This is a genomic window from Segatella hominis (assembly GCF_019249725.2).
Taxonomy (GTDB): domain Bacteria; phylum Bacteroidota; class Bacteroidia; order Bacteroidales; family Bacteroidaceae; genus Prevotella.
Window position 1 is genome coordinate 2,578,036 of record NZ_CP137559.1, and the last position, 21,401, is coordinate 2,599,436.

Sequence of the window (21,401 nt, forward strand, 5' to 3'; positions counted from 1 at the left end):
ACCCAATTACAATCCTGTTAAAATGAAATTTTTATTTCACTTTTTTTGTGTGTTCGCAAACAACCGTGGTTTGGTAAAACAAATGCGGTAATATTCTACGGATAATTTCATAACAATACTGCGTTAAATTAATATTTAATCGTCTGTAAATCAATAACTTATATTAAGAAGTGCTTATGAAAACTTAACTGTAAAAAGTTGGTCAAGTCGCTGATTTTCAGTAACTTTGTAGATCACGACAAATACAATATTACATGAATACAGGACTTGACCAATATATGGATATCTTTAAAGATGCAGTTGAAGATTCAGCTGCAAAGATAACAAAAAGTTTCGAGAAAATACTCATCGAGGTGATAATTTTGTTCATGGTAATACCAAGAAAGATAAATTTCACCCAAATGGGGAGGTATGGCTTGCATGTTGAGCAAACCTATCGCAACGCATTCGGCTTGAAAAAGTCGAAGTGCATTGATTGGCTCAAACTTAATGTCTCACTTGCCAAGCGCTTCTTGGGTAAACAGGGAAGATGGGCTATTGCCATTGATCCCAGCTACATCAGTAAAGCTGGCAAGAAAACACCACATATCGGTCGTTTTTGGTCAGGATGTGCTCAGTCTGTTAAACATGGTCTCGAAATCATGGGTATTGGCCTCATTGATATTGATGCCAAAGACTGCATGATGTTAAAAGCACACCAGTCGCTAAGTAATAAAGAACTGAGTCTTAGAAACAAGACTATGGTAGATTTCTATATCAGCGTCATTAAGCGTTACCGCAAGGAACTTCTTAAACTCTCAACCCTCATAGTTGCAGATGCTTACTTCTCTACAAGTACATTTGTTAATGGGATAAAGAAAGAAGGGTTCTCTTTGATAAGCCGCTTTCGTGACAATGCTTGTCTCTTTTATGTCTATGCTGGTCCACGTACTGGAAAACGTGGTCGCCCCAAGACCAAGGATGGCAAGATTGATATGAAGAATCTTGACCTCACTCGAATGGAGAAGATGGAGATGAAAGATATAGAAGGAACAGCTTATACTTTGATAGCCTATTCCAAGGCACTCAGGTGTAAAGTTAGACTTGTCATCTGGCAGATGCCGAATGGCAAGAAGAAACTATTCTTCTCTACAGACACCTCACTTTCGGGTGAAGAAGTACTTCTTTATTATAGAACCAGGTTCCAGATCGAATTTTGCTTTCGTGACGCCAAAGGCTATACTGGTCTTATGGACTGCCAGGCTCGCGATAAGTGGAAACTCGATTTTGCTTTCAATGCTTCGTTCACATCACTAAATGTTGCCAAGGTAACTATGAAGGAGATGGGAATGGAATATTCTATGTCTTCATTCAAGTCACTGATGACCAACATTTATCTGGTGAAACGAATTTTTAAAGCAAGCGGGTACACCCCGAACCGAACTTTAATTAGCAAGATTTTCAAAGATCTCTCGTGCTTACAGCGTATAGCTGCTTAGCACATTATTGAATTATTAACGAACTATTGTCATAAAAAGCCGTACATTTTTACATGTTTTCGTAGTTCTATTTATATATGAGAGGATAAACTCTAAAAAGACTATAATGCAGTATTATCTCTGAAAGATAGCACCACTATCTCCGAGAGTTAGCACTATAGTTCTCTGTGCCCTAAAAGTGCTCCAGTCAGGGCACTTTGGTGCTTCAGCCAGGGCACATTAGTGCCGTAAGCAAGCATTTTGGAAATATAGGGGTATTTATCGAATATCAGGATTTTTTTTAGAAACGGCACTCATAAAATCTCGTCACCCTTCATCTTTCCGCCTGAATCCCCTGTGTTTATCGGGGTTTCAGAGGGTGAAGGGTGCATTTCAACCCTTCATCACCCTTCATCATATTATTAATCAGAGGCATTCGTGAATTTCTCTTTACATTTTCCTTGCTGAGATTTCTGTGTTTTCAACTGAATCTTATTTGTGTGTGAATATTGAAAATATGAACAAGGAAAAGAAGACGCTGAAAATCAGACAGTTAGGATTTTTGTGATTGAAGAATAATGTTTATAAGGCTCTCATGTCGTACGACATGGGTCCCTATAAACGTACGATTGCATCACTATTGTCGTACGACATGGGATTATATAGTCGTACAACATGAGATCATAATAAAGCATTACTATTATTCTTTGATGCGAAAAGTTGTAAAAAGAGAATCGTTTTTATGCTGAAATCCATTTCTTGAGAGCTACATCGACTAAAAACGAGTTGGCAAAATCTAGAAGGAAATATTTACAATGAAGAAAGACATTCGTTTCTCTCTTATTCCCATCCAGGGTTAACTGCTGGGGCTAATTCAAGCTTCTATTAAGACTAACCATTAGCTCCTATTAAGGTTAATCATCGCCTCCTATTATGCTTATTTTAAGTTCAAATCCCCTTAAGTAAGCGGCTCCGCGTTTATACCTTGCATAATTGAAAAAAGCAGTAATAGCTGATTGAATAATGCTGTTACTGCTTTTTCCATCTGTCAGGAAGCAAGTCTCTGTATTTTTCCAATGGAGTATTTGGTTGCCATTCTACGGTCTTTTCTATGACGTCGCTAATGTATTCGAACAGATTAATGCCATTCATTTTGCATGAGATGGCGATAGAATATAGGATAGCTCCTCGTCTTGCCCCTTCGTGCGAACCAAAGAATAATGAGTTTCTTCTCGACAGCGATATGTACCTCTGGATTCTCTCAATATAATTGTTGTCGAGAGCAGTATCACCTCTTTTAAAAATGTCACAAATGGCATTATACTCGTTAAGGGCATAGCCGACGGCTTGCGCCAAGGGCGATTTGGGCAGCAAATCCTTCCTGGAAGATAATTCCTCCAGTTTCTCTAATAAATCCTGCAAAATGTCCGGTGCGTATGATTGCCGATAAGCCAGATGTTTCTCTATTGTCCATCCATTTACGCCAACCTTATGCTTTTTGTCTTCTTGATAAAATCTGTTGATGATGCCTGCAACTTCCTGTGCATCCTTGTCGTTCTTGCCACAGTCGATGAAGTTTCTCTTGACATGCTGCAGACAGGCAATTCTCATAATGTCTGGATAAGCATCCGACTCCAGCTTCCGGTAAGGAGCATATGCATCACTCTGTACTGTACCTTTATAATCCGAGAACACATCAAGTATGATCTGCTCAGAACATGATCCATCCTCATATACGAAGAACACAAGTCCCAGTTTAGGTGCGCTTACCGCCCACAGGTAACCTTTCTTCGAGCCATTGTCTGTAGGCTTTACCCTCGTCAGCAGTACTTTATGATAAGTTTCATCTGCCGTAACATAATCCTGCTGTAACACCTTTTGGCAGATGGCTCTATAGATATTTTCCAGTACGTCTGCGCTTCTGGCAATCAGCTTGTTTGCCGTGGCTTTCCTTAGTGTGAACCCACTGTCGGCAAAGTATTTGACGATTCGCTCCACCGGCATGGAATAGATATACCGCAACTGCAGTAGACCTGCTGCAAAAGAAGATGTATAGGATGAGTTTAGCAGCAATGCTGGTGGGGTCTTTCCTGGATACAGGACATTTCCATCCGTATAAGTGTTGATGTGATATACGGTCTTGATGAACTTGATGGGCTCCATGCTGTAACGCACACAGGTGCGGGTGCCATAGATGCGCAGCGTCTTCAAAAGTTCCGCATCCATGTCTGGATTAACCGTAACATGTTTCTCCTCCATCTCATAATGCATGTCACGCTTGGCCCCATTGTTTTTGCGTTCCTTTCTCTTTTCCGCCTGCTCTTTTTTCTTCCTGTCAAATTCTTCCTGAGTCATTGAGTCTTGCAGACACTTCTCCTGACGTTCGGACTTTTTGCCGGAAACGAGCTTGCCGAGCGCCCTGTTCTGGCGATTCGCTTTGTCTATGGCGATTCCTTTCTGGACGAGTTGCTCTTCTAATGACTTTATACGTTCAATGAGTTCACCGACCTGTATGGTCAGCGAACTCACAGTATCGTTAGCATGCTGAAGTTGCTCCTTCAAAAGTACTATGATTTCGTCCTTTGTCATAGTGCAAAGGTACGAAAAAATATTGAGACATGCAAGTATTATTGGATATTAATTTTATCTATTTTATTGATATACAGCACGTTATTGGCATTATAATACAGCTATAAGTTAAGCCTCTTTCTAAATCTCATACTTTTAAGGCAAATTCCGCTCATGATGGCAGACAGAGTCTTGTGCGGCATTTTGCATTGCTTGTTCTTAGGGTCAAAGAATGGCAATTCAAAGGTTCCTCGTTCCAGTCGCTTGTGATATAGCAAGAAACCATCGCCGTCCCATTTTAGCAGTTTAACCTGCTGGCGATTCTTGGAGAAGAAGATGAAGACAGCACCGCCAAGTGGTGGCAGCTCCATCTCCGTCCTTACTATCTGATACAAGCCATTAATACCCGTGTTCATTCGAACGTATCGCTGGCAGACATAGTATTGGGTGTTCTCATTTAATCCAAACATACCGCATCCTCCTTCTCATAAAGTTTCATTAACGCCATAACAGACTTGGCGCATCCTTTTTTGATCGACACAACGGTTCCATTGGGAAAGGTTATGTTTATGCCTTGAAGAAGATCCTCCATAGGTAGATCTATAGTTGGAGACTCCATAGGCACGAACATCACGCCGGTATTTGCAGTAGAGGCTTCTGCTCTTTCCTTACGGGCTGCCTCCTGAACTTCGCGGATTTCATGCTTGGCACGCAGGACAGAATATCCCTTCTCGGACATCCAATTTTGCATGGTACGGTGATTTACATGCCTTTCCTTCAAGAAAGGAGTCAGGTGAGCCTTTGGATTTCGATTCAAATAGATTAAGAAGGAATTCCAAGCCTTCTCAAAACGTTCGTTTGTTGTCATAATTCATGCAATTAAAAAATTATGGTGCAAAGGTACGAACAAACGAGAAAGCTACAATGGTATAAACGCGGAGCCGCTTACCCCCTTAAGATGAAGGGTGATGAAGAGTGATGAAGGGTAAAATTGCACCCTTCACCCTCTGAAGCCCCGATAAACACAGGGGATTCCGAGGGATAGATGAAGGGTAAAGGGCAAGTTCTCAATAGAAGCGCAAGTACAAAATATAAGAAAGCGCTTTATTAAGGTCTAATGATGCGCTTCGTTAGGTGCTAATGATGCGCTTCGTTAGATGCTAATAAAGCGCTTCGTTAGGTCATGCTGATTTTCAACAAGTTATATCCCTGAAAATCAACGAATTACATTCCATTTCAAGACAGCAATGAGGAAAATTTTCTGGTAAACCGTCATGGTTTCCATATCACGCTGATAGAACTGACGATTCTGATCCAAAAGTTCATCAATCGCTTGCTCTATCATCTGATCCGAAACGTCAGGACTTGCTTTGTACCAGATGAGCCAAGCCAATAGTCTTTTTAGTAAGAACTTTATTACTAATTAACTATTTACTAAATTATACAACTGAAGCTAAGATTTTTCTCAATTCCTGCTCATACTGTACTGCATCCTCAAAGCAGATGGCCTGCATTCCGAATTTTCGGGCTGCTTCTACATTTTCTATTCTGTCGTCTGCAAAAAGGCATTCTTCTGGCAGTAGAGAATACTTCCGGCAAAGGCGCTCGTAAATTGCCTGGTCTGGCCTGACGATCTTTTCTTCAGACGAAATGACCTGTCCTTCCAATAGTTGGAAAATCTGCGTCTTGCCAGGTATGATGTCTACTAAAACATCTTGGGTTAAAAGTTCACCTGCGAACGACCATTCAAAAATGGCACTTTCTAAAATATAGACCGGGAAATTTGGAGGTTACAAATTTATTGCTTAATTTTGCAAATGGTAAAGCTAAAATACATTTAAGCCATGGCTATAAGAGAAAGAAGAAAGCGAATCTATCGCAAGCGCATACCTTACGGCATGCAGAACTTTGAGGATATTAGGGAGAGGGATTGTTACTATGTGGACAAGACCTCATTCATCGAAGATATAGAAGACTCCAATATGTACTTCTTCTATATCCGCCCTCGCCGTTTTGGCAAGAGCCTCACCCTCTCCATGCTTGAACATTACTACGACATCAACAAGAAGGACAAGTTTGAGTCCCTCTTCGGTGGATTGTACATTGGCGAGAATCCTACGCCAGAGCATAATACATATCTCATCATTCACCTCAATTTCGCTGAAGTGGACGCAGGTATAGACAATTATCAAAGTGGATTGGATGTGCACTGTAACATTATGTTCAATTCATTCTGTAACCAATATGCCCATTTGCTTCCTCCTGATGCAAAGGAGGGGTTGAACAGAGAAATTGGTGCCATAGGACAACTTAGGTATTTATGCCAGGTTTGCAAGGAAGCTAACCAGAAAATCTATCTCTTTATCGACGAGTACGACAACTTTACAAACACAATCCTTGCCAACGAGGAGCATCTGGAGCGATACCGCAACCAGACTCATGGAGAGGGTTATCTACGTCGCTTCTTCAACACCATCAAGGGTGCAGCCGGCTCGGCTTTAGGACGTGTCTTCGTCACGGGTGTAAGCCCTGTCACTATGGACGACCTCACCAGTGGCTTCAACATCGGCACAAATTACTCGCTCACTCCACAATTCAATGAGATGACGGGATTCACCGAGGAGGAAGTGCGGGAGATGTTGGGCTATTACTCAAGCGTCTTGCCGTTCAATCACACCGTAGATGAGCTCATCACCGTGATGAAGCCATGGTACGACAACTATTGTTTCGCTGTCAAGAAATATGGAAAGACCACCATGTATAATTCCGTAATGGTACTCTACTTCTTGGATAATTACATCCGTAACGAATACGATATTCCAGACTCGATGGTGGAGAGTAATGTTCGCACGGATTACAGTAAGCTGCGCATGCTTATCCGTCACGACAAGGAGTTCGCCCATGACGCCAGTGTCATCCAGCAGTTGGTCACCAAGGGATACGTTACAGGCAAGCTCGTAGAAAATTTCCCAGCCGACCATATCAACGACCCTGACAACTTCGTGAGCCTGCTCTTCTATTTCGGCATGCTGACGATAGATGGAGAATATAAAGGCGAAACAAAGTTTGTCATCCCTAACGAGGTGGTGCGTGACCAGATGTACACCTATCTTCTCGACACCTATAAAGAGAACGACTTGGTATACGATACTTATAACAAGACCCAGTTGGAGAGCAAACTGGCTTACGATGGCAACTACAAGGCTTATTTCGAGTTCATCGCTGATAGCCTGAAACGCTATTCTTCGCAGCGTGACAAGCAGAAAGGCGAGGCTTTCGTGCATGGTTTCACCTTGGCGATGGCAAGCCAGTGCCGCTTCTATCGCCCTATCTCCGAGTTGGACAATGATGGCGGCTATGCCGACATCTTCCTCTCCCCTCTTTGCGACATCTACAAGGACATGGTGGACAGCTACATCATCGAACTGAAATATTGCAAGACGAGCACCACGGACCAGCAAGTGAAAGAACTCCTCAAGGAAGCCTCTGCGCAAATCACCCGTTATGCCGATAGCGACATAGTGAGAGATGCCGTAAAGACCACCCATCTACACAAGCTCGTAGTGATGTATCGAGGGGCAGAGATGGTGGTTTGCGAGGAAATCGAATGATGGCATTAATCATCACATGGGGCAAGTTTTCAATAGAAGCGCAAGTACAAAATATAAGAAAGCGCTTTATTAAGGTCTAATGATGCGCTTCGTTAGGTGCTAATAAAGCGCTTCGTTAGATGCTAATAAAGCGCTTCGTTAGGTCATGCTGATTTTCCACAAGCTATATCCCTGAAAATCATCAAATTACATTCCATTTCAAGACAGCAATGAGGAAAATTTTCTGGTAAACCGTCATGGTTTCCATATCACGCTGATAGAACTGACGATTCTGATCCAAAAGTTCATCAATCGCTTGCTCTATCATCTGATCCGAAACGTCAGGACTTGCCTTGTACCAGATAAGCCAAGCCAATAGTCTTTTTAGTAAGAACTTTATTACTAATTAACTATTTACTAATTATACAACTGAGGCTAAGATTTTTCTCAATTCCTGCTCATACTGTACTGCATCCTCAAAGCAGATGGCCTGCATTCCGAATTTTCGGGCTGCTTCTACATTTTCTATTCTGTCGTCTGCAAAAAGGCATTCTTCTGGCAGTAGAGAATACTTCTGGCAAAGGCGCTCGTAAATCGCCTGGTCTGGCTTGATGATCTTTTCCTCAGACGAAATGACCTGCCCTTCCAATAGTTGGAAAATCGGATATTGCGCCATTGTCTCGTGACACTTGGTACACCAGTTGGAAAGACCATAAAGGTGGTAACCTTCTGACTTCAATTGAGCCAGCAGGTCTCGCATCCCCTCCTTTTCGCCACGCACAAATTCATTGAAGCGCTGGGATACCACCGCAATCTCGTTCTTATATTGCGGCATGATCTGCTGCATTTTGCAGAAGGTGTCCTCAAAAGAGTCTCCCCGATCCATATTCTCATTCCACTTACCGTCTATCAGAAGATGATAGAATTCTTCTGCCTGTTCGTGGGTCTTGAATATTTGGTCAAGAGTTTCAAAGTATTCGTAATCTACGAGCACTTTGCCGAAATCAAAAATCAAATTCTTTATCATAATCAATCTTGAATAAAAAAAGGGCGATTTCTTACCCAAATCCCTGTTTTCGAAAGAGATTTGGGTAAAGAACCGCCTTCTTATTTCAGTATAACTTCATCTTTTCTCACTTCATATTCCAAACCAGGAACCAAGTTTTTCAAGACATTCATGGCACCCGAAAGGGTTTCACCACGGTTGAAATGAACTGTAACCTTCGTGTTCTTATAACGCTGCGAACGGAAGGAGAATTTTACTCCGTATGCATCGCCCATAATCTGAGCAGCTTCTGCGAGAGTTACGTCATTGAGATCTATCTGCTTGTTTCTCCAGCCCAGACCATTATCCCCCTTGGAAACCTGGCGGAGATTTACCGACTTGGTCTTTACATTATAAACCAGCTGGTCGTCTGGATTCATACTATATACCTTGTCCTCACCTACAATTCTGAGTTCTATCTTACCCGTTTTGAGCGTAGTAGTAACTTCCTCGTCGGTAGTATAAGAAGAAACCGAGAAAGAAGTACCCAAATCAGTAATCTCAAAGTGAGGAGTGCTGACATGGAACGGATGCTTGTCATCATGCTTGATATCGAAGAAAGCCTCACCTGCCAAGAACACCTTACGCTCCTTGCCCTCAAAAGAAGTAGGATAAAGGAGCACAGAACCCTGACTGAGTTTCACCTTCGTTCCATCAGCCAAAGCCAATGTTTTAGATTCACCTTTTATAGTATGTTCCTGCATCATCGCTATAGCCTGTGATGCTTTCAGATCATTACGCATCTGAACATAGATCTTGCCGAAGACGACAAGCATAACCAGCGGAATGACAAGAGCAGCCACTCTCTGCCAAGTGAAGATTTGGAATGTTTTACCCTTACTACTATCAATGTCTTTCCTGAAAAGCCGTTTATAAGCAGTTGATATTTCCTCTTCGTCCATATAAGCAGAGTCTGCCTTATCCCACAAAGAACGCAAGGCCTCATCTTCCTCCTTCTCATCTTTCGAATCCGATAATCTCTGTAAGACCCTTTCCTTTATTTCGTCTGATACGACATGTTCTGAATAATAATCTATGATATCCTTAATCTTCGTTGCCATATTTTTACCTGTAATTTCTTTTTAAGACATTTTTCAAAGATGTTACACCCAATGCAATTGCAATAAAATCATCAAATATAAGGCTTTTTTGATTTCTTTAAGAGCCAGGTTAAGATGATTCTCTACGGTTTTCTTCTGCAACCCCAACTGTTGGGCTATCTCTTCGTTCTTGAGATGTTGCTCCCGACTCATGCGGTAGATGGTCTGTCGCTGCGGGGGCATATTCTCCACAATCATGTCGATAAGTAGTTGGGTGTCCTTGGCCACGATTTCCTCATGCGGCGAGGCGATGTTGGCACATTGGTCAGGCAAGGAATCGATGTCTATCGGAATCACTCGCTTGGTGGAAATATAATTGATAACGGTATATTTCGCCAATATAAAAAGGTAGGAATCGAAGTCTTTGATTTCCGCGAATTTCTGGCGCTTCCTCCAGATTTTCTCAAAGATAATCTGGCAAACGTCATCGGCATCATCCATGTTTTTCAGCAACATGGAGACGAAGCGATGCACTTTAGGATAAAACTTGCGGAACATGATGCCGTAAGCTTTTTCATCGCCCTGAGACATGAGTAATATTACTTCTTTTTCGATTTCCATTTAAACAGGTTTTCTTCGTTTTTTTGTAATGCACGGCATGATATTGGAGGGCATTACATGAATTAAGCAATTGCAAAGATAATACAAATAAACGAATTCTCCATCGTTTTTGATAAGAAAATTGCGTTACAATTGAAAAATGGCATGATAGCAAGAGATTTGACAGAGGATAATTTTAAATCCAAAAATGACTTTGACTGGATACAGCAACTGGAATTTTGTTATTATCTCATAAAAAACATATAAATTGCCTTAAAATCAAGGAAAATGGAATCACGTATCGGGATTTTTACTATATTTGCAAATAGTTTTTTCGGAAACTAACCTAAATTAGAGTGAATTGATAATTCAGTAATAACAACTTAAAATTAGAGATGATGAAGAAATTATTTTTAATGGCAGTTATCATGCTGTCTTCAGTAAGTATTTTTGCTCAGAGCAGAGTGGGTACTACAACTATCCAGCCTAAGATCGGTTTGAACGTATCTTCCGTAGGTGATGGAGACTGGAAAGCAGGTTGCGTATTCGGTGCAGAATTGCAGCACCAGTTTAATGCAAAGGCTGCCATCGCTGGTGGACTTCTCTATTCCTTCCAGGGAACGAAATATGATGATTGGGCTTGGAATCCAGGATATTTGAACATTCCTATCACACTCAACTATTATGTTGCCCGCGACTTCGCACTCAAGGCAGGTATTCAGCCTGCATTCATGGTTGCCAAGGACGAGGCTAAGCAGGTCAATACCTTCGACTTTGCAATTCCTGTGGGAATGTCTTACGAATTCAACAATTTCGTACTGGATGCTCGCTACAACATCGGTGTTACGAAGGTTCCAAAGTATGGCGACGGCTACACCAACGTGCTCCAGCTGACCATCGGTTATAAATTCAAGCTGTAAGATATAGAATACTCTTATACATAAACTTTTATACTCATAAATCCCAAGCCGGCTTTTCTGCTGACTTGGGATTTGCTTTTCCGGAAATCCGTGATTATCCGTGATGTAAGCTTAATCGATATCTTCTATACTTTTCTATATTTTTGCTTTTTATCTTTAGGAAAACTAGGTATAGTCATCTCCAAGATTCCCGCATCCACCAAATTAGCTATATATTTCTTACGATTCTTAGACTGATTTGATATTCCTATAAAATCCATGATTTCTTGAGCAGTACGAGGGATAGAACAAAAATCCACGACTTTTTTCTGACGCTGAGATAATAGTACACTACTCTTGATGGTTACTTCATCATCGTGATGGTTACTTTTGATGGTTACTTCATCATCATGATGGTTACTTTTGATAGTTACTTCATCATCGTAATGGTTACTTTTGATGGTTACTTTTCCCTTCAGGTACTGTCACAATCAGAATCACTTGACCATCAACGTCAATAGTTTCTGTTTGAACTAAAATAGAAGGTTTCACATTTTCTGAAGCCGTATTGCTCACCAGCGTTGTCAATTTCTGCAACTCTTCAAAAGAAAGTCCATTGAGTTCACCTGTTTTATCATTAACCCCAATCAACAACTGTCCTCCCAGGCTATTGCTAAAGGCGGTTAGTTCACACCCCAACTTATAAGCATCATCTATACGTTCCTTAAACTGTACAGTAGATGTTTCACCCATTCGTATGATATGTAATAATTCGTCAGCCTTCATATTTTTCGATTTTGGGACAAAGATAGTGATATTATTCGTATTCTCAAAACTAATGACTGGAAAAATACAAAAAACGTGAACCTCTTTCTTTTGTAAAGATGTCGTTACTCGGAGAGAGCCAGGCGAAGCCCGAGGTCATTGCCACGGTAAAACGGAGTGATGCTGCCACGGTACGACAAACGGCAGCCCCACGCAAAGTCGTACCAGCTACCACCACGGACCACACGGCCCGACCCACTATCGGCACCCGTAGGATTCGTCTGAGAAGAACTCGAATAAGAACCATACCAATCCGAACACCATTCATATACATTTCCACTCATATCATAGATACCCAACTCATTAGCTTGCTTCGTACCTACAGGATGAGGCTTGCTACCACTATTTCCATCATACCAAGCAACATCAGAGATGTTTGAGTTTCCACTGTACTGATACCCCCTACTCTTCTTGCCACCATGAGCAGCATACTCCCATTCTGCCTCAGTAGGCAAGCGGAACTTTCTGCCTGTCAAGCTATTCAACTTGGAAATGAACTCCTGGCAATCGTTCCAACTCACCATTTCTACAGGAAGATTATCACCCTTGTATTCAGAAGGATTACTGCCCATCACCGCTTCCCATAAAGCCTGGGGAACCTCGTACATACCCATATAATAATCATTGGTCAAAGTCACTTGATGCACAGGCTTCTCGTTATCATAAGGGTCTTTCATCTCAGAGGTTGCTCCCATCATGAACGTTCCAGCCTCAACCTTCACCATATCGATACTGATACCATTCTTCACTGGGATGGAAATCGTATTGCTACCAGAAGACATAGATGATGAGGCTGACGAATATCCCAAGGTATTCGATGAGGATGAGGCTACGGCATTGGATGCCAGTGTTCCTGTTATGCTCGCAGTCTGACCTTCAGAAATAGAGACGGACTTCCTGTCTGTGGCATAGCCATCCTTTCTTACCTCCACCTGATGGTTACCCACGAGCAAGCCGTTGAACACACGAGGACTTTGCCCCAACTTTTTCCCATCCACATAGACATCGGCACCAAAGGGCTTGTAATTCACGGAGAGATTGCCTTGGATAGCCACCAACTCGCCAAAGGTCACATCCAACTTCTGTTGTTGCGCCAACTGGATGGTCTTCTGTTGGCTGCGATACCCACTCTTCCTTGCCTCCAACAGGTGCATGCCTTCCTTCAAGCTACCACTCCATGGCGAATTACCTACAGCCTTCTTATCGACATAAAGAGACACGGCAGGGGTAGGACAAGTTATCGAGACACTTGCCATCGCTGAAAGCAAGCTGACGCTGATGGGAGTCATATCGCCACTGCTCACCGTAAAAGAACCGCTCTTGCTGATATAACCACCAGCCTCCACCTTATAAGTATGCGTGCCGTAAGGCAGCATGGCGGAATACTCACCGTCTGAAGAGCTCGGTTGGAGGACACCATCAATAGTCAACATTGCATTCTTCGGTTGCACGCTGAGCGCATAGAAGTTGCCACCAGCATCGACAGGCTCTGCACCACCAACAGGCTTGGTCAACACCAATACATATGTCTTGTTTTTCTCCACCTGACTGATGCCATAGTTGGAGAAATCCACCATAATAGGAAGGTAATCCTTGGTCAACACCTTCATCTGCAGTGAGCCATGGGTCATGTAAGCCCAAGTCTCGTTGCCTTTCTTCACCAAAGGCTTGATGACATTCCCTTCCACATCAAGGATGTCACCCACGAACTGCACCTTGACCAAGGCGCAAGGCTCGTTGTTCAAGTCCTTGCGTTGCTGCGTCTGGGCACTGATATCCGTTGCGGAAAGAGAGAAAGACTCAACCGATAACTTTTGTGCAAAGGTGCTTAGGCATAACATCATGCCAAATATGAGAAATAATATATGTTTCATCTTTTCTATAAACACTGGGTTATATCATTTAATTATCTTAAAGAGACGGTTCTTCGATAAACTTCTTACACTACTAAACATCATATATCTGCCACCAGACAGCGGTTTCGAATGCCATGTACATTCTGAATGAGAGCCTGTTTACGACATCTTTACAACAGAGAGTCCACTCTATATTTTTACAGTTGCCCTAAGCTAGGAGAGAGCCAGGCGAAGCCCGAGGTTATTGTTACGGTTATCTGGAGTGTTGTTGTTACGGTACGACAAACGGCAGTTCCTCGCATTGTTGTTCCAGCTATCACCACGGTTCACACGGCTCGACCCACTATCGGCTTTCACCCATTGTCTCAAATAAGACAAGCCTTCCTGAAAATCCAAGATTCAGCGTGTTTCACAAAAGCGACCAAAGGAAGCAAATGCTCATGAAACGTTTGCTCATCCCATAATTGCGCGTCAAACAATTTTCCATATAGCTGCAACTTCTTACGATAGCACCGTTTGCTTCTTCCCGACAACTCACATCTATACGGTTTGACCTTGTAACCCAAAAAGTTCTGTCCATCTTTTGTTGCCCTAAATATCGGAGGCTTTAGCCTAAGTTCTAATTGTTTTTCAGCATATTCCTTCAATCTTTCATATATGAACTTCAGTTTGTCTTTGTCATCGGCAATGAGCAACATATCATCCATATACCTTATATATAGGTACTTTCAACACCTCCTTCACATATCAGCTATTCGTTCTATCAGATTACCCACTCGTTTCATCGGTCTTTTTATTCATTTCGTCAATCATTCTGCTTCCATATTTCTCCACTTTCTTTTTTCCTATGCCAGGAACAGCTTGTATGACTGTCAAACTTAGTTCCTTCTGCTTGGCAAGTTCTGCCAATTCTGCGTCAGTGAAAATCGCATAAGCAGGCACCGCCTCCTCATCTGCTATTGCTTTCCTCACTTTGCGAAGCCGTGAGAATGTATTGAAGGCTACCTCATCCAAGACGTCCTTATAGTCAATCTTTACATTCTTATTTTGCAACGATTGACTTGGCTTTGAGTCCAAAAGGTAAGAGACACAAAAAGTCCATACACTATTGCCATTCTGTACAGCAATTTCTTTGCGAACATCTATTATCTTGTGAGACCGCAAGAAATGGTTTATCTCCTCCGTTTGCTGCTCATCAGGCGCTAAGGATATTGTAAATATTTTTAATTGCATATTTTGTTCTTTTCTTTAAAAATTACGCTAAAATCTGCTGAATAGCTTAAAATGAGCTATTTATGAGTGTGTTACCTCGATAGAGGTAATGATTTGGCAATAGTCCTAATTTCTGCAATATGCGTAATGTTTGCTGTCAAACAACTCTTTTCAGGTGCAAATTTAATATAAATTTTCGAGATATAAGCTAAAATACCAAATAAAATTGTGTACCTTTGCAGTGGCAAATTCAAAATCAAGATAAAATGAACAGAATTAAGGAGATTCTTGAACGCAAAGGTGTCAGTCAAACAGATTTGGCACATCGGCTTGGCAAAACATTTAATATGGTAAATCTATACGCTACAAATAAAGTTCAGCCACCGATACCTATACTGTACAAAATTGCTGAAATTTTGGACGTGGACATTAGAGAGCTTCTTGTTTCAAATAAAATAGATACGCAATGAAATTAACAGACATAATTAAAGGAACAGAATATGACCTAAGTTTGTTCTCCGACAAGCATATTGCAGAGTTAGAGAACCGTATAGTTGAGCGAAAAACAAATGGGGGGGGTAAATATTATCTCACTTGTTTAGTTCGCAAGAAAGAAATAAAACTGACTCCTGAGGAAGTGGTGCGCCAACTATATTTATTGGTGCTTATAGAGGATTATGGGTATTCCACATCAAAAATGGAATTGGAATACGAAGTGACTTTTGGACGAGAAAAGAAGCGTGCTGATATTGTTATTTTTGATAAACAAGACACAACAGCACCTTTTATTATAGTAGAAGTCAAGAAGCCAAAACTCAAAGACGGCAAGGAACAGCTCAAGAGCTATTGCAATGCTACAGGTGCACCTATTGGTGTATGGAGCAATGGAAAGAGCATTTCATACTATCATCGAAAAGACCCTAACTATTTTGAGGATTTAAGCAGCATACCTCGTGCCGACCAAAAACTATCAGACATCATTTCTGAACGTTGGACTATTGATGACCTTATCAAGAAAGACAAGCTTGTCAATGAGCGCAAGTCACTGAAAGACTTGATTCTCGAAATGGAAGACGAGGTGCTTGCCAATGCTGGCGTTGATGTCTTTGAGGAGGTGTTCAAATTGATTTTCACCAAACTTTACGATGAAATGGAGAGCGGACGCAAGAAAGACCGTAATCTTGTATTCCGTAACTATGGTGACACAGAGGAGGAACTAAGAGACAAACTACAGGATTTGTTCGACCAAGCCAAAGAAAAATGGGCAGGTGTATTCTCTGAAGATGCCAAACTGCAATTGGCACCTTCCCATCTGTCTGTATGTGTTGCCTCATTACAAGATGTAAAACTGTTCAATTCTAACCTCGAAGTCGTTGATGAAGCCTTTGAATATCTTATCTCAAAGAATTCAAAAGGTGAGAAAGGACAATATTTCACGCCTCGCTATGTGATAGATATGTGCGTGAAGATGCTGAACCCAAAGGAGGATGAAAAGATGATAGATACCGCAGCGGGAAGTTGTGGTTTTCCAGTTCATACAATTTTCCATGTTTGGCAAAATATCTTGGATAGAAAAGGATTGAAACGTAGCCATCTTTTTACTCTTGAACAGAAACCTGCCGAATGTACAGACTATGTTCAAAACAATGTTTTTGCCATTGATTTTGATGAAAAGACCGTACGTGTGGCTCGTACCTTGAATCTCATAGCTGGCGATGGGCAAACTAATGTGTTGCATCTCAACACATTGGATTATGAGCGTTGGGAAAGCGACTATGTGCAAAGACCGGGGTGGCTTGAAACGTATAGTACAGGTTGGTTTAAATTGCAAAAGTTGAGAGCGGACAAGAAGAGTTATCGTGATTTTACATTTGACATAGTAATGGCAAATCCTCCTTTTGCAGGCGACATCAAGGAAAGTCGTGTTATATCAAAGTATGATCTTGGAAGAAACATGGCTGTGGAAAAATTAAAGGCTTGTCCTAAAGGTATTTCTGTAGTACAAAAAGAGCCAACTTTCATAGATGCACTTACTAACGATGGGGAAACTGTATATCAAATGAGTGATGGCACATTCCGCAAAACAAAATTGAAGACACAGGTTAAGATAAGCCGTGATATTCTATTCGTGGAGCGAAACATTGACTTTCTGAAACCAGGTGGAAGAATGGCAATTGTTCTGCCACAAGGTCGTTTCAATAATAGCAGCGATAAGGCATTGCGTGAATACATAGCTGACCGTTGTCGGATATTGGCTGTTGTCGGATTACATGGTAATGTGTTTAAACCCCATACAGGAACAAAGACAAGTGTCTTGTTCGTCCAAAAATGGGATGATGTGTTATGCCCAAGAGTAAAGGACTACAATATTTTCTTTGCCACAATGCAAGAGCCAAGTAAGGATAATAGTGGTGATAAGATTTACCGAAGCACAACAGACGAGAATGGAAATACTGTTCCACTTCTTGACACACATGGGCATCTTGTTGTAAAGCATGATCTATTCAATCATGAAGGTCTTACACAAGATGGCATCGCTGAAGCTTTCGCAGAGTTTGCAAAGAAAGAAAAACTCTCTTTTTTCGCAAGTGCCCCTTTGACGAAGTAAGATACAAGACTTTGTTAGAGGGGCTGGAGATTTGCGAAGTGCCTTTTAGTCGAGTAATTGGAAACGATATAGTGAGGATGGAATCTGAATTTTATAATTCAAACACTGTTAGTTACAAAAATACAGTAAAAGCCTCACAAATTATCGATTTCTCTCAATATGGCACATCGAAAGAGTTGAATGAAATGGGTGAAGGATACCCTGTCTTGAGATTGAATGAATTTAATTATTCATTCATTTCTCATCCCGACAAATATTGTAGCCTGTTGGATATTGATGCTTATCATGGGTTACAACTTAAAAAGGATGATGTACTCATTTGTCGAACAAATGGTAATCCTAAATTTGTTGGAAGAAGTGCTATAGTCCCAAAGGATTATGATTATGCCTTTGCGTCCTATCTGTTTCGCATCCGACCTAATCGAAAGTATATCAATTCTGCCACATTAGTAGCATTTTTGAATTCAAAATATGGAAGATTGGAAATAGAGAAGTACTCTATGGTTGGTAATCAGGCCAATTTTAGTCCTGCAAAATTCAGGGAAATATCCATACCTGTATTTTCAAAGGATTTGAATGACAAAATAGAGGACATAACATATAGAGCCTTTCAAAAATTAGAAATGTCTGAAAGTTTATACTCAGAAGCTGCAAATAATATGTTGGAGTGCTTAGATTTGAATGATTTTACGACAAGTTCAAATTCTTGTAATGTTAAGACTTTGAAAGAGTCTTTTATAGAAACAGGACGTTTGGACGCAGAGTACTATCAACCAAAGTATGATGACATACTCCACCATATCCAAGCATACAAATATGGAAGTAAGAATTTGGCAGAAATATGTGATATAAAAGAAGAAAACTTTACTCCAAAAGATGATACGACATACAAGTATGTAGAGTTAGCAAACATTGGAAAGTATGGAAACATAATAGGCTGTAGCCAACAAAAGGGTGAAGACTTGCCATCGAGGGCAAGAAGAATCGTAAGCAAGAATGATGTTGTCATTTCATCCTTGGAAGGTTCTTTGGATAGCTGTGCTTTGGTGGAAGAAGATTACGATGGAGCATTATGCTCCACTGGCTTCTATGTATTGAAATCCAGCGTGCTTAATTCCGAGACATTGCTTGTTTTGTTCAAATCTCCATTGGTAAAGGAACTGATGAGGAAGGGATGTTCGGGTACAATCCTTACAGCCATTGGGCGACAAGAATTGGAACGTATCCCAATTCCATTAATCCGACAAGAAATCCAAGAAGAAATTGCCCAACATGTCCAAAGTAGTATATCTCTTCGCAAAGAATCCCAACAACTACTTGAACATGCTAAGCTCACTGTAGAGGGCGCAATCCAAAATGGGGGGGGTAAAATAGCATCAGAATATTATGTCCTGCAAGAAAAATCTGCAATGGAACTACATATTGCTATATATGTTTTGTTGCATGAGGTAGGCATTATTTCAAATGATGCAAAAGTCAAGGTTAGTAACGTAGTTTGCTCTTGCAAGAAACTGTCAGATAGCTTTCTTGCAAGTGGCAGACTTGATGCAGAATACTATCAGCCGAAATACGACTTACTTTTTGAGAAGTTAAAAGGTTTCCCGACTGCCACAATCAAAGAGATTGCGACCATACAAAAATCCATAGAACCAGGTAGTGATGCGTATCAAGAGGAAGGCATTCCTTTTATAAGAGTAGCGAACCTGTCCAAATTCGGTTTGTCTAATTCTGATGTCAAATTAGACACGACACAATTTGCAGACACAATCCGCCCACAAAAGGATACTATATTGTTATCCAAGGATGGAAGTGTGGGTATCGCATACAAAATGGAAGAAACACAAGATGTCATAACTTCAAGTGCTATTCTCCACTTGCAGTTAACAACACCGAATGTTTTGCCAGATTATCTGACTTTGGTGCTCAATTCTATAGTAGTGAAGTTGCAAGCAGAACGTGATGCAGGAGGCTCGATAATACAGCATTGGAAGCCATCGGAAATAGAGCATGTTATTATTCCTATTCTCCCAATGAATGAACAGCAAATGATAGCTAATAAGATTAAGCAAAGTTTCAAAATGCGAGAAGATGCACAAGACTTATTGCTACAAGCAAAATGCATTATAGAAACTGCCATTGAAAAATAAAGAAAGATGCCAAGATAATCACTTTTTTAGGGTATTTATCTTGGCATCTTTTTACAATTTGAAACGCCTATTCACGGTCTTTTTAAAAATATTACATTGCTCCTTGAACCATTCTACAATAGGCTGTCTATTGATATACAAAAACAGTTGGTTCGGCTTGGTAGAATCAGAGAATATCTTGATTTCTGCATTCACCACATTGAACTTCCTTCTGTACTCCTCGGAATAGAGTGAACCGCTAATGTTGACTGCCTTTCCTGTAAGAAGCACTCCGATTTGCTCAACGGTGAAGCCAATCTTCCTGCACAGGTCTTCCATTTGCAAACGTGCCTCCAACATCGGGAACCAATGCTTGGCTTTGCGGACGATGTCATTGAGCAAAGAAACTTCTGTTGCGTGCTTGCTCTTCAAATCTACGACCTCTGCTTGGTGTATCTGTTGCATCTCGCCGAGTTGTTGGCTGTGGCTGTCCTCCATTCGCTGTATTTTCTCATGGAGTTCGTCAATGTATTGCTCTCGGTCTGTCACAAGCTCACACAACTTTCGGTTGTGTTGCTCCACCTCTTTCAATTTTCCACTGCCCAAAAGAGAACCAATCTTCGACACAAGGGCGGTCTTGGCTTCCGTCTTGGCTGCCTGTAGTTTCTCCGTGTTGATTTCACTCTTGGTCTGTTTGAGCAGTCGCTCCGCTTCCTCCACATCAGATTGCAACAGTTTCATGCAGTTTTGAAGTCTCTCCGTCTCTCGCTTGATGTTGCGGTAATACTGTGCCGTGGTGGTATGCCTCGCATCCGATCCACGGACACCTCGCTTCAAGCCATACTTGCCCATGGCTTCAGCATAGCTGTCGTGATAGCCAACCATCTTGTCACGGTTGAGCACATCATCGGCACACAACCTCACGACATTGGCTTTCTTGCGGTATGTCCGCTTGCCCTCTTCCGTTGTCTTGTTCTTCGCCTTTCTCCGTTCGCCAGTCACTATCGGAACGATGGAGGCGTGGAGATGTGGCGTGTGCTCGTCCATGTGGAGAACCACCGACACGACATTCTCCTTGCCGAACGTGTCCTGCAACCACTTCAAGCTGTCGTTGCACCAATCGTCAAGCTGATCATTGGCTGCGATGTTCATCATGTCCTCGTGCGTTCCAGACAGCACGGTTCTAATCACCCTCACCTGGTCATTGGTTATCTTGCGCTTGATGCCTGCCGTCTTGATGCGGTGGGCGATGGCTTCGTCACGACCATACACACCGCTCGGCATCTTGACAAGCTCACGGTTGAGGTGAGTTCTCGTAGGGTCAGCGTTGTCGGGTATCACCTTGCGCTCTATGTGGTCTGACTCCCTTGCGTCAGAGCTGCCCTTTGCCTTCTTGAAATCCAAACTGAAATGTCCCATAATAAACTTGTTTTTGAGTTGTACAAATCCGCTTGCCGCATTGCGCCCTGCGCATGGCTCACGGGGTTTCAAAAGGGGATGCCCCTTTGCTCAAATGGGTGTTTTTAGCGGTGGCGTGCCACTGCGTCAAGAAAACGCCCTATTGAGCTATGGCTT

At 41.7% G+C, this 21,401-nt stretch carries 22 protein-coding genes; 6 read left to right on the forward strand and 16 right to left on the reverse strand.

Annotation, left to right across the window (positions count from 1 at the left end):
- The first annotated feature begins 254 nt into the window (after window positions 1–254).
- Window positions 255–1,478, forward strand: a complete 1,224-nt coding sequence (locus KUA50_RS10515; RefSeq protein WP_217752555.1) for a transposase — start codon at window positions 255–257, stop codon at window positions 1,476–1,478.
- A 1,008-nt stretch (window positions 1,479–2,486) separates the two neighbouring features.
- Here the strand turns inward: KUA50_RS10515 and tnpC are convergent.
- The 5 genes from tnpC to KUA50_RS16915 form a co-directional block, all read right to left on the reverse strand.
- Window positions 2,487–4,046 carry an IS66 family transposase gene (tnpC, locus tag KUA50_RS10520; protein WP_318346025.1) on the reverse strand — a complete coding sequence of 520 codons (1,560 nt, stop codon included), beginning with the start codon at window positions 4,044–4,046 and terminating at the stop codon, window positions 2,487–2,489.
- 101 nt (window positions 4,047–4,147) lie between these two features.
- Window positions 4,148–4,495, reverse strand: a complete 348-nt coding sequence (gene tnpB, locus KUA50_RS10525; RefSeq protein WP_022110333.1) for an IS66 family insertion sequence element accessory protein TnpB — start codon at window positions 4,493–4,495, stop codon at window positions 4,148–4,150.
- The gene (locus KUA50_RS10530; RefSeq protein ID WP_134842472.1) at window positions 4,483–4,893 is read right to left on the reverse strand and encodes a hypothetical protein; all 411 of its coding nucleotides are present in this window, start codon (window positions 4,891–4,893) and stop codon (window positions 4,483–4,485) included. Before KUA50_RS10530 ends, tnpB begins: the two co-directional genes overlap by 13 nt.
- A 348-nt stretch (window positions 4,894–5,241) precedes the next feature.
- The gene (locus KUA50_RS10535) at window positions 5,242–5,418 is read right to left on the reverse strand and encodes a hypothetical protein (RefSeq protein WP_218456185.1); all 177 of its coding nucleotides are present in this window, start codon (window positions 5,416–5,418) and stop codon (window positions 5,242–5,244) included.
- A gap of 46 nt (window positions 5,419–5,464) precedes the next feature.
- The gene (locus KUA50_RS16915; RefSeq protein WP_218456184.1) at window positions 5,465–5,692 is read right to left on the reverse strand and encodes an HAD-IA family hydrolase; all 228 of its coding nucleotides are present in this window, start codon (window positions 5,690–5,692) and stop codon (window positions 5,465–5,467) included.
- A gap of 177 nt (window positions 5,693–5,869) precedes the next feature.
- Between KUA50_RS16915 and KUA50_RS10540 the strand changes: the two genes are divergently transcribed.
- Window positions 5,870–7,636, forward strand: a complete 1,767-nt coding sequence (locus tag KUA50_RS10540) for an ATP-binding protein (RefSeq protein ID WP_218456183.1) — start codon at window positions 5,870–5,872, stop codon at window positions 7,634–7,636.
- A 181-nt stretch (window positions 7,637–7,817) separates the two neighbouring features.
- On the opposite strand, the gene KUA50_RS10545 is transcribed toward KUA50_RS10540, so the two are convergent.
- From KUA50_RS10545 to KUA50_RS10560, 4 genes are all read right to left on the reverse strand, one after another.
- Window positions 7,818–7,991 carry a hypothetical protein gene (locus tag KUA50_RS10545; RefSeq protein WP_218456182.1) on the reverse strand — a complete coding sequence of 58 codons (174 nt, stop codon included), beginning with the start codon at window positions 7,989–7,991 and terminating at the stop codon, window positions 7,818–7,820.
- 45 nt (window positions 7,992–8,036) lie between these two features.
- On the reverse strand, window positions 8,037–8,642 hold the full coding sequence (locus tag KUA50_RS10550) for an HAD family hydrolase (protein ID WP_218456181.1): 606 nt from the start codon (window positions 8,640–8,642) through the stop codon (window positions 8,037–8,039).
- An 80-nt stretch (window positions 8,643–8,722) separates the two neighbouring features.
- Window positions 8,723–9,721 (reverse strand): FecR family protein, encoded by a 999-nt coding sequence (locus KUA50_RS10555; RefSeq protein ID WP_218456180.1) that lies wholly within the window; start codon window positions 9,719–9,721, stop codon window positions 8,723–8,725.
- 42 nt (window positions 9,722–9,763) lie between these two features.
- Complete coding sequence (locus KUA50_RS10560; protein ID WP_118119672.1) at window positions 9,764–10,321, reverse strand: sigma-70 family RNA polymerase sigma factor; 558 nt, start codon at window positions 10,319–10,321, stop codon at window positions 9,764–9,766.
- A 377-nt stretch (window positions 10,322–10,698) separates the two neighbouring features.
- Here KUA50_RS10560 and KUA50_RS10565 point away from each other — a divergent pair, with 377 nt between their 5' ends.
- Entirely contained in the window at window positions 10,699–11,220 is a 522-nt protein-coding gene (locus KUA50_RS10565) for an outer membrane beta-barrel protein (protein WP_218456179.1), read from the forward strand.
- A 125-nt stretch (window positions 11,221–11,345) separates the two neighbouring features.
- Here KUA50_RS10565 and KUA50_RS10570 read toward each other — a convergent pair whose 3' ends face one another.
- The 6 genes from KUA50_RS10570 to KUA50_RS10595 all read right to left on the reverse strand — a co-directional run bounded on the left by KUA50_RS10570 (window position 11,346) and on the right by KUA50_RS10595 (window position 15,113).
- Window positions 11,346–11,480 carry a Fic family protein gene (locus KUA50_RS10570; RefSeq protein ID WP_318346026.1) on the reverse strand — a complete coding sequence of 45 codons (135 nt, stop codon included), beginning with the start codon at window positions 11,478–11,480 and terminating at the stop codon, window positions 11,346–11,348.
- A 169-nt stretch (window positions 11,481–11,649) separates the two neighbouring features.
- Window positions 11,650–11,985, reverse strand: a complete 336-nt coding sequence (locus KUA50_RS10575) for a helix-turn-helix domain-containing protein (protein WP_218456178.1) — start codon at window positions 11,983–11,985, stop codon at window positions 11,650–11,652.
- Between the two features lie 104 nt (window positions 11,986–12,089).
- Window positions 12,090–13,898 (reverse strand): formylglycine-generating enzyme family protein, encoded by a 1,809-nt coding sequence (locus KUA50_RS10580; RefSeq protein WP_318346027.1) that lies wholly within the window; start codon window positions 13,896–13,898, stop codon window positions 12,090–12,092.
- Between the two features lie 195 nt (window positions 13,899–14,093).
- Window positions 14,094–14,249: an SUMF1/EgtB/PvdO family nonheme iron enzyme gene (locus KUA50_RS10585; RefSeq protein WP_318346028.1), complete on the reverse strand. Its 156-nt coding sequence runs from the start codon at window positions 14,247–14,249 to the stop codon at window positions 14,094–14,096.
- Complete coding sequence (locus tag KUA50_RS10590) at window positions 14,246–14,587, reverse strand: hypothetical protein (protein ID WP_318346029.1); 342 nt, start codon at window positions 14,585–14,587, stop codon at window positions 14,246–14,248. Before KUA50_RS10590 ends, KUA50_RS10585 begins: the two co-directional genes overlap by 4 nt.
- Window positions 14,588–14,648: 61 nt before the next feature.
- Entirely contained in the window at window positions 14,649–15,113 is a 465-nt protein-coding gene (locus KUA50_RS10595) for an HRDC domain-containing protein (protein WP_218456175.1), read from the reverse strand.
- 245 nt (window positions 15,114–15,358) lie between these two features.
- Between KUA50_RS10595 and KUA50_RS10600 the strand changes: the two genes are divergently transcribed.
- The 3 genes from KUA50_RS10600 (at window position 15,359) to KUA50_RS10610 (ending at window position 19,847) form a co-directional block, all read left to right on the forward strand.
- On the forward strand, window positions 15,359–15,562 hold the full coding sequence (locus KUA50_RS10600) for a helix-turn-helix domain-containing protein (protein ID WP_118141762.1): 204 nt from the start codon (window positions 15,359–15,361) through the stop codon (window positions 15,560–15,562).
- Complete coding sequence (locus KUA50_RS10605; protein ID WP_217318501.1) at window positions 15,559–17,700, forward strand: N-6 DNA methylase; 2,142 nt, start codon at window positions 15,559–15,561, stop codon at window positions 17,698–17,700. Before KUA50_RS10600 ends, KUA50_RS10605 begins: the two co-directional genes overlap by 4 nt.
- 77 nt (window positions 17,701–17,777) lie before the next feature.
- Window positions 17,778–19,847: a restriction endonuclease subunit S gene (locus KUA50_RS10610; protein ID WP_218456174.1), complete on the forward strand. Its 2,070-nt coding sequence runs from the start codon at window positions 17,778–17,780 to the stop codon at window positions 19,845–19,847.
- Between the two features lie 51 nt (window positions 19,848–19,898).
- Here KUA50_RS10610 and mobV read toward each other — a convergent pair whose 3' ends face one another.
- On the reverse strand, window positions 19,899–21,245 hold the full coding sequence (mobV, locus tag KUA50_RS10615) for a MobV family relaxase (RefSeq protein WP_217318498.1): 1,347 nt from the start codon (window positions 21,243–21,245) through the stop codon (window positions 19,899–19,901).
- Window positions 21,246–21,401 lie beyond the last annotated feature (156 nt).

Coding starts and splice junctions, on each gene's coding strand:
- KUA50_RS10590 (WP_318346029.1), bottom strand. CDS start 14,587: ATGGATGATATGTTGCTCATTGCCGATGACAAAGACAAACTGAAGTTC.
- mobV (WP_217318498.1), bottom strand. CDS start 21,245: ATGGGACATTTCAGTTTGGATTTCAAGAAGGCAAAGGGCAGCTCTGAC.
- KUA50_RS10530 (WP_134842472.1), bottom strand. CDS start 4,893: ATGACAACAAACGAACGTTTTGAGAAGGCTTGGAATTCCTTCTTAATC.
- KUA50_RS10605 (WP_217318501.1), top strand. CDS start 15,559: ATGAAATTAACAGACATAATTAAAGGAACAGAATATGACCTAAGTTTG.
- KUA50_RS10555 (WP_218456180.1), bottom strand. CDS start 9,721: ATGGCAACGAAGATTAAGGATATCATAGATTATTATTCAGAACATGTC.
- tnpC (WP_318346025.1), bottom strand. CDS start 4,046: ATGACAAAGGACGAAATCATAGTACTTTTGAAGGAGCAACTTCAGCAT.
- KUA50_RS10565 (WP_218456179.1), top strand. CDS start 10,699: ATGAAGAAATTATTTTTAATGGCAGTTATCATGCTGTCTTCAGTAAGT.
- KUA50_RS10600 (WP_118141762.1), top strand. CDS start 15,359: ATGAACAGAATTAAGGAGATTCTTGAACGCAAAGGTGTCAGTCAAACA.
- KUA50_RS10550 (WP_218456181.1), bottom strand. CDS start 8,642: ATGATAAAGAATTTGATTTTTGATTTCGGCAAAGTGCTCGTAGATTAC.
- KUA50_RS10515 (WP_217752555.1), top strand. CDS start 255: ATGAATACAGGACTTGACCAATATATGGATATCTTTAAAGATGCAGTT.
- KUA50_RS10575 (WP_218456178.1), bottom strand. CDS start 11,985: ATGAAGGCTGACGAATTATTACATATCATACGAATGGGTGAAACATCT.
- KUA50_RS10540 (WP_218456183.1), top strand. CDS start 5,870: ATGGCTATAAGAGAAAGAAGAAAGCGAATCTATCGCAAGCGCATACCT.
- KUA50_RS10560 (WP_118119672.1), bottom strand. CDS start 10,321: ATGGAAATCGAAAAAGAAGTAATATTACTCATGTCTCAGGGCGATGAA.
- KUA50_RS10595 (WP_218456175.1), bottom strand. CDS start 15,113: ATGCAATTAAAAATATTTACAATATCCTTAGCGCCTGATGAGCAGCAA.
- KUA50_RS10610 (WP_218456174.1), top strand. CDS start 17,778: ATGGAATCTGAATTTTATAATTCAAACACTGTTAGTTACAAAAATACA.
- KUA50_RS10570 (WP_318346026.1), bottom strand. CDS start 11,480: ATGGATTTTATAGGAATATCAAATCAGTCTAAGAATCGTAAGAAATAT.
- tnpB (WP_022110333.1), bottom strand. CDS start 4,495: ATGTTTGGATTAAATGAGAACACCCAATACTATGTCTGCCAGCGATAC.
- KUA50_RS10580 (WP_318346027.1), bottom strand. CDS start 13,898: ATGAAACATATATTATTTCTCATATTTGGCATGATGTTATGCCTAAGC.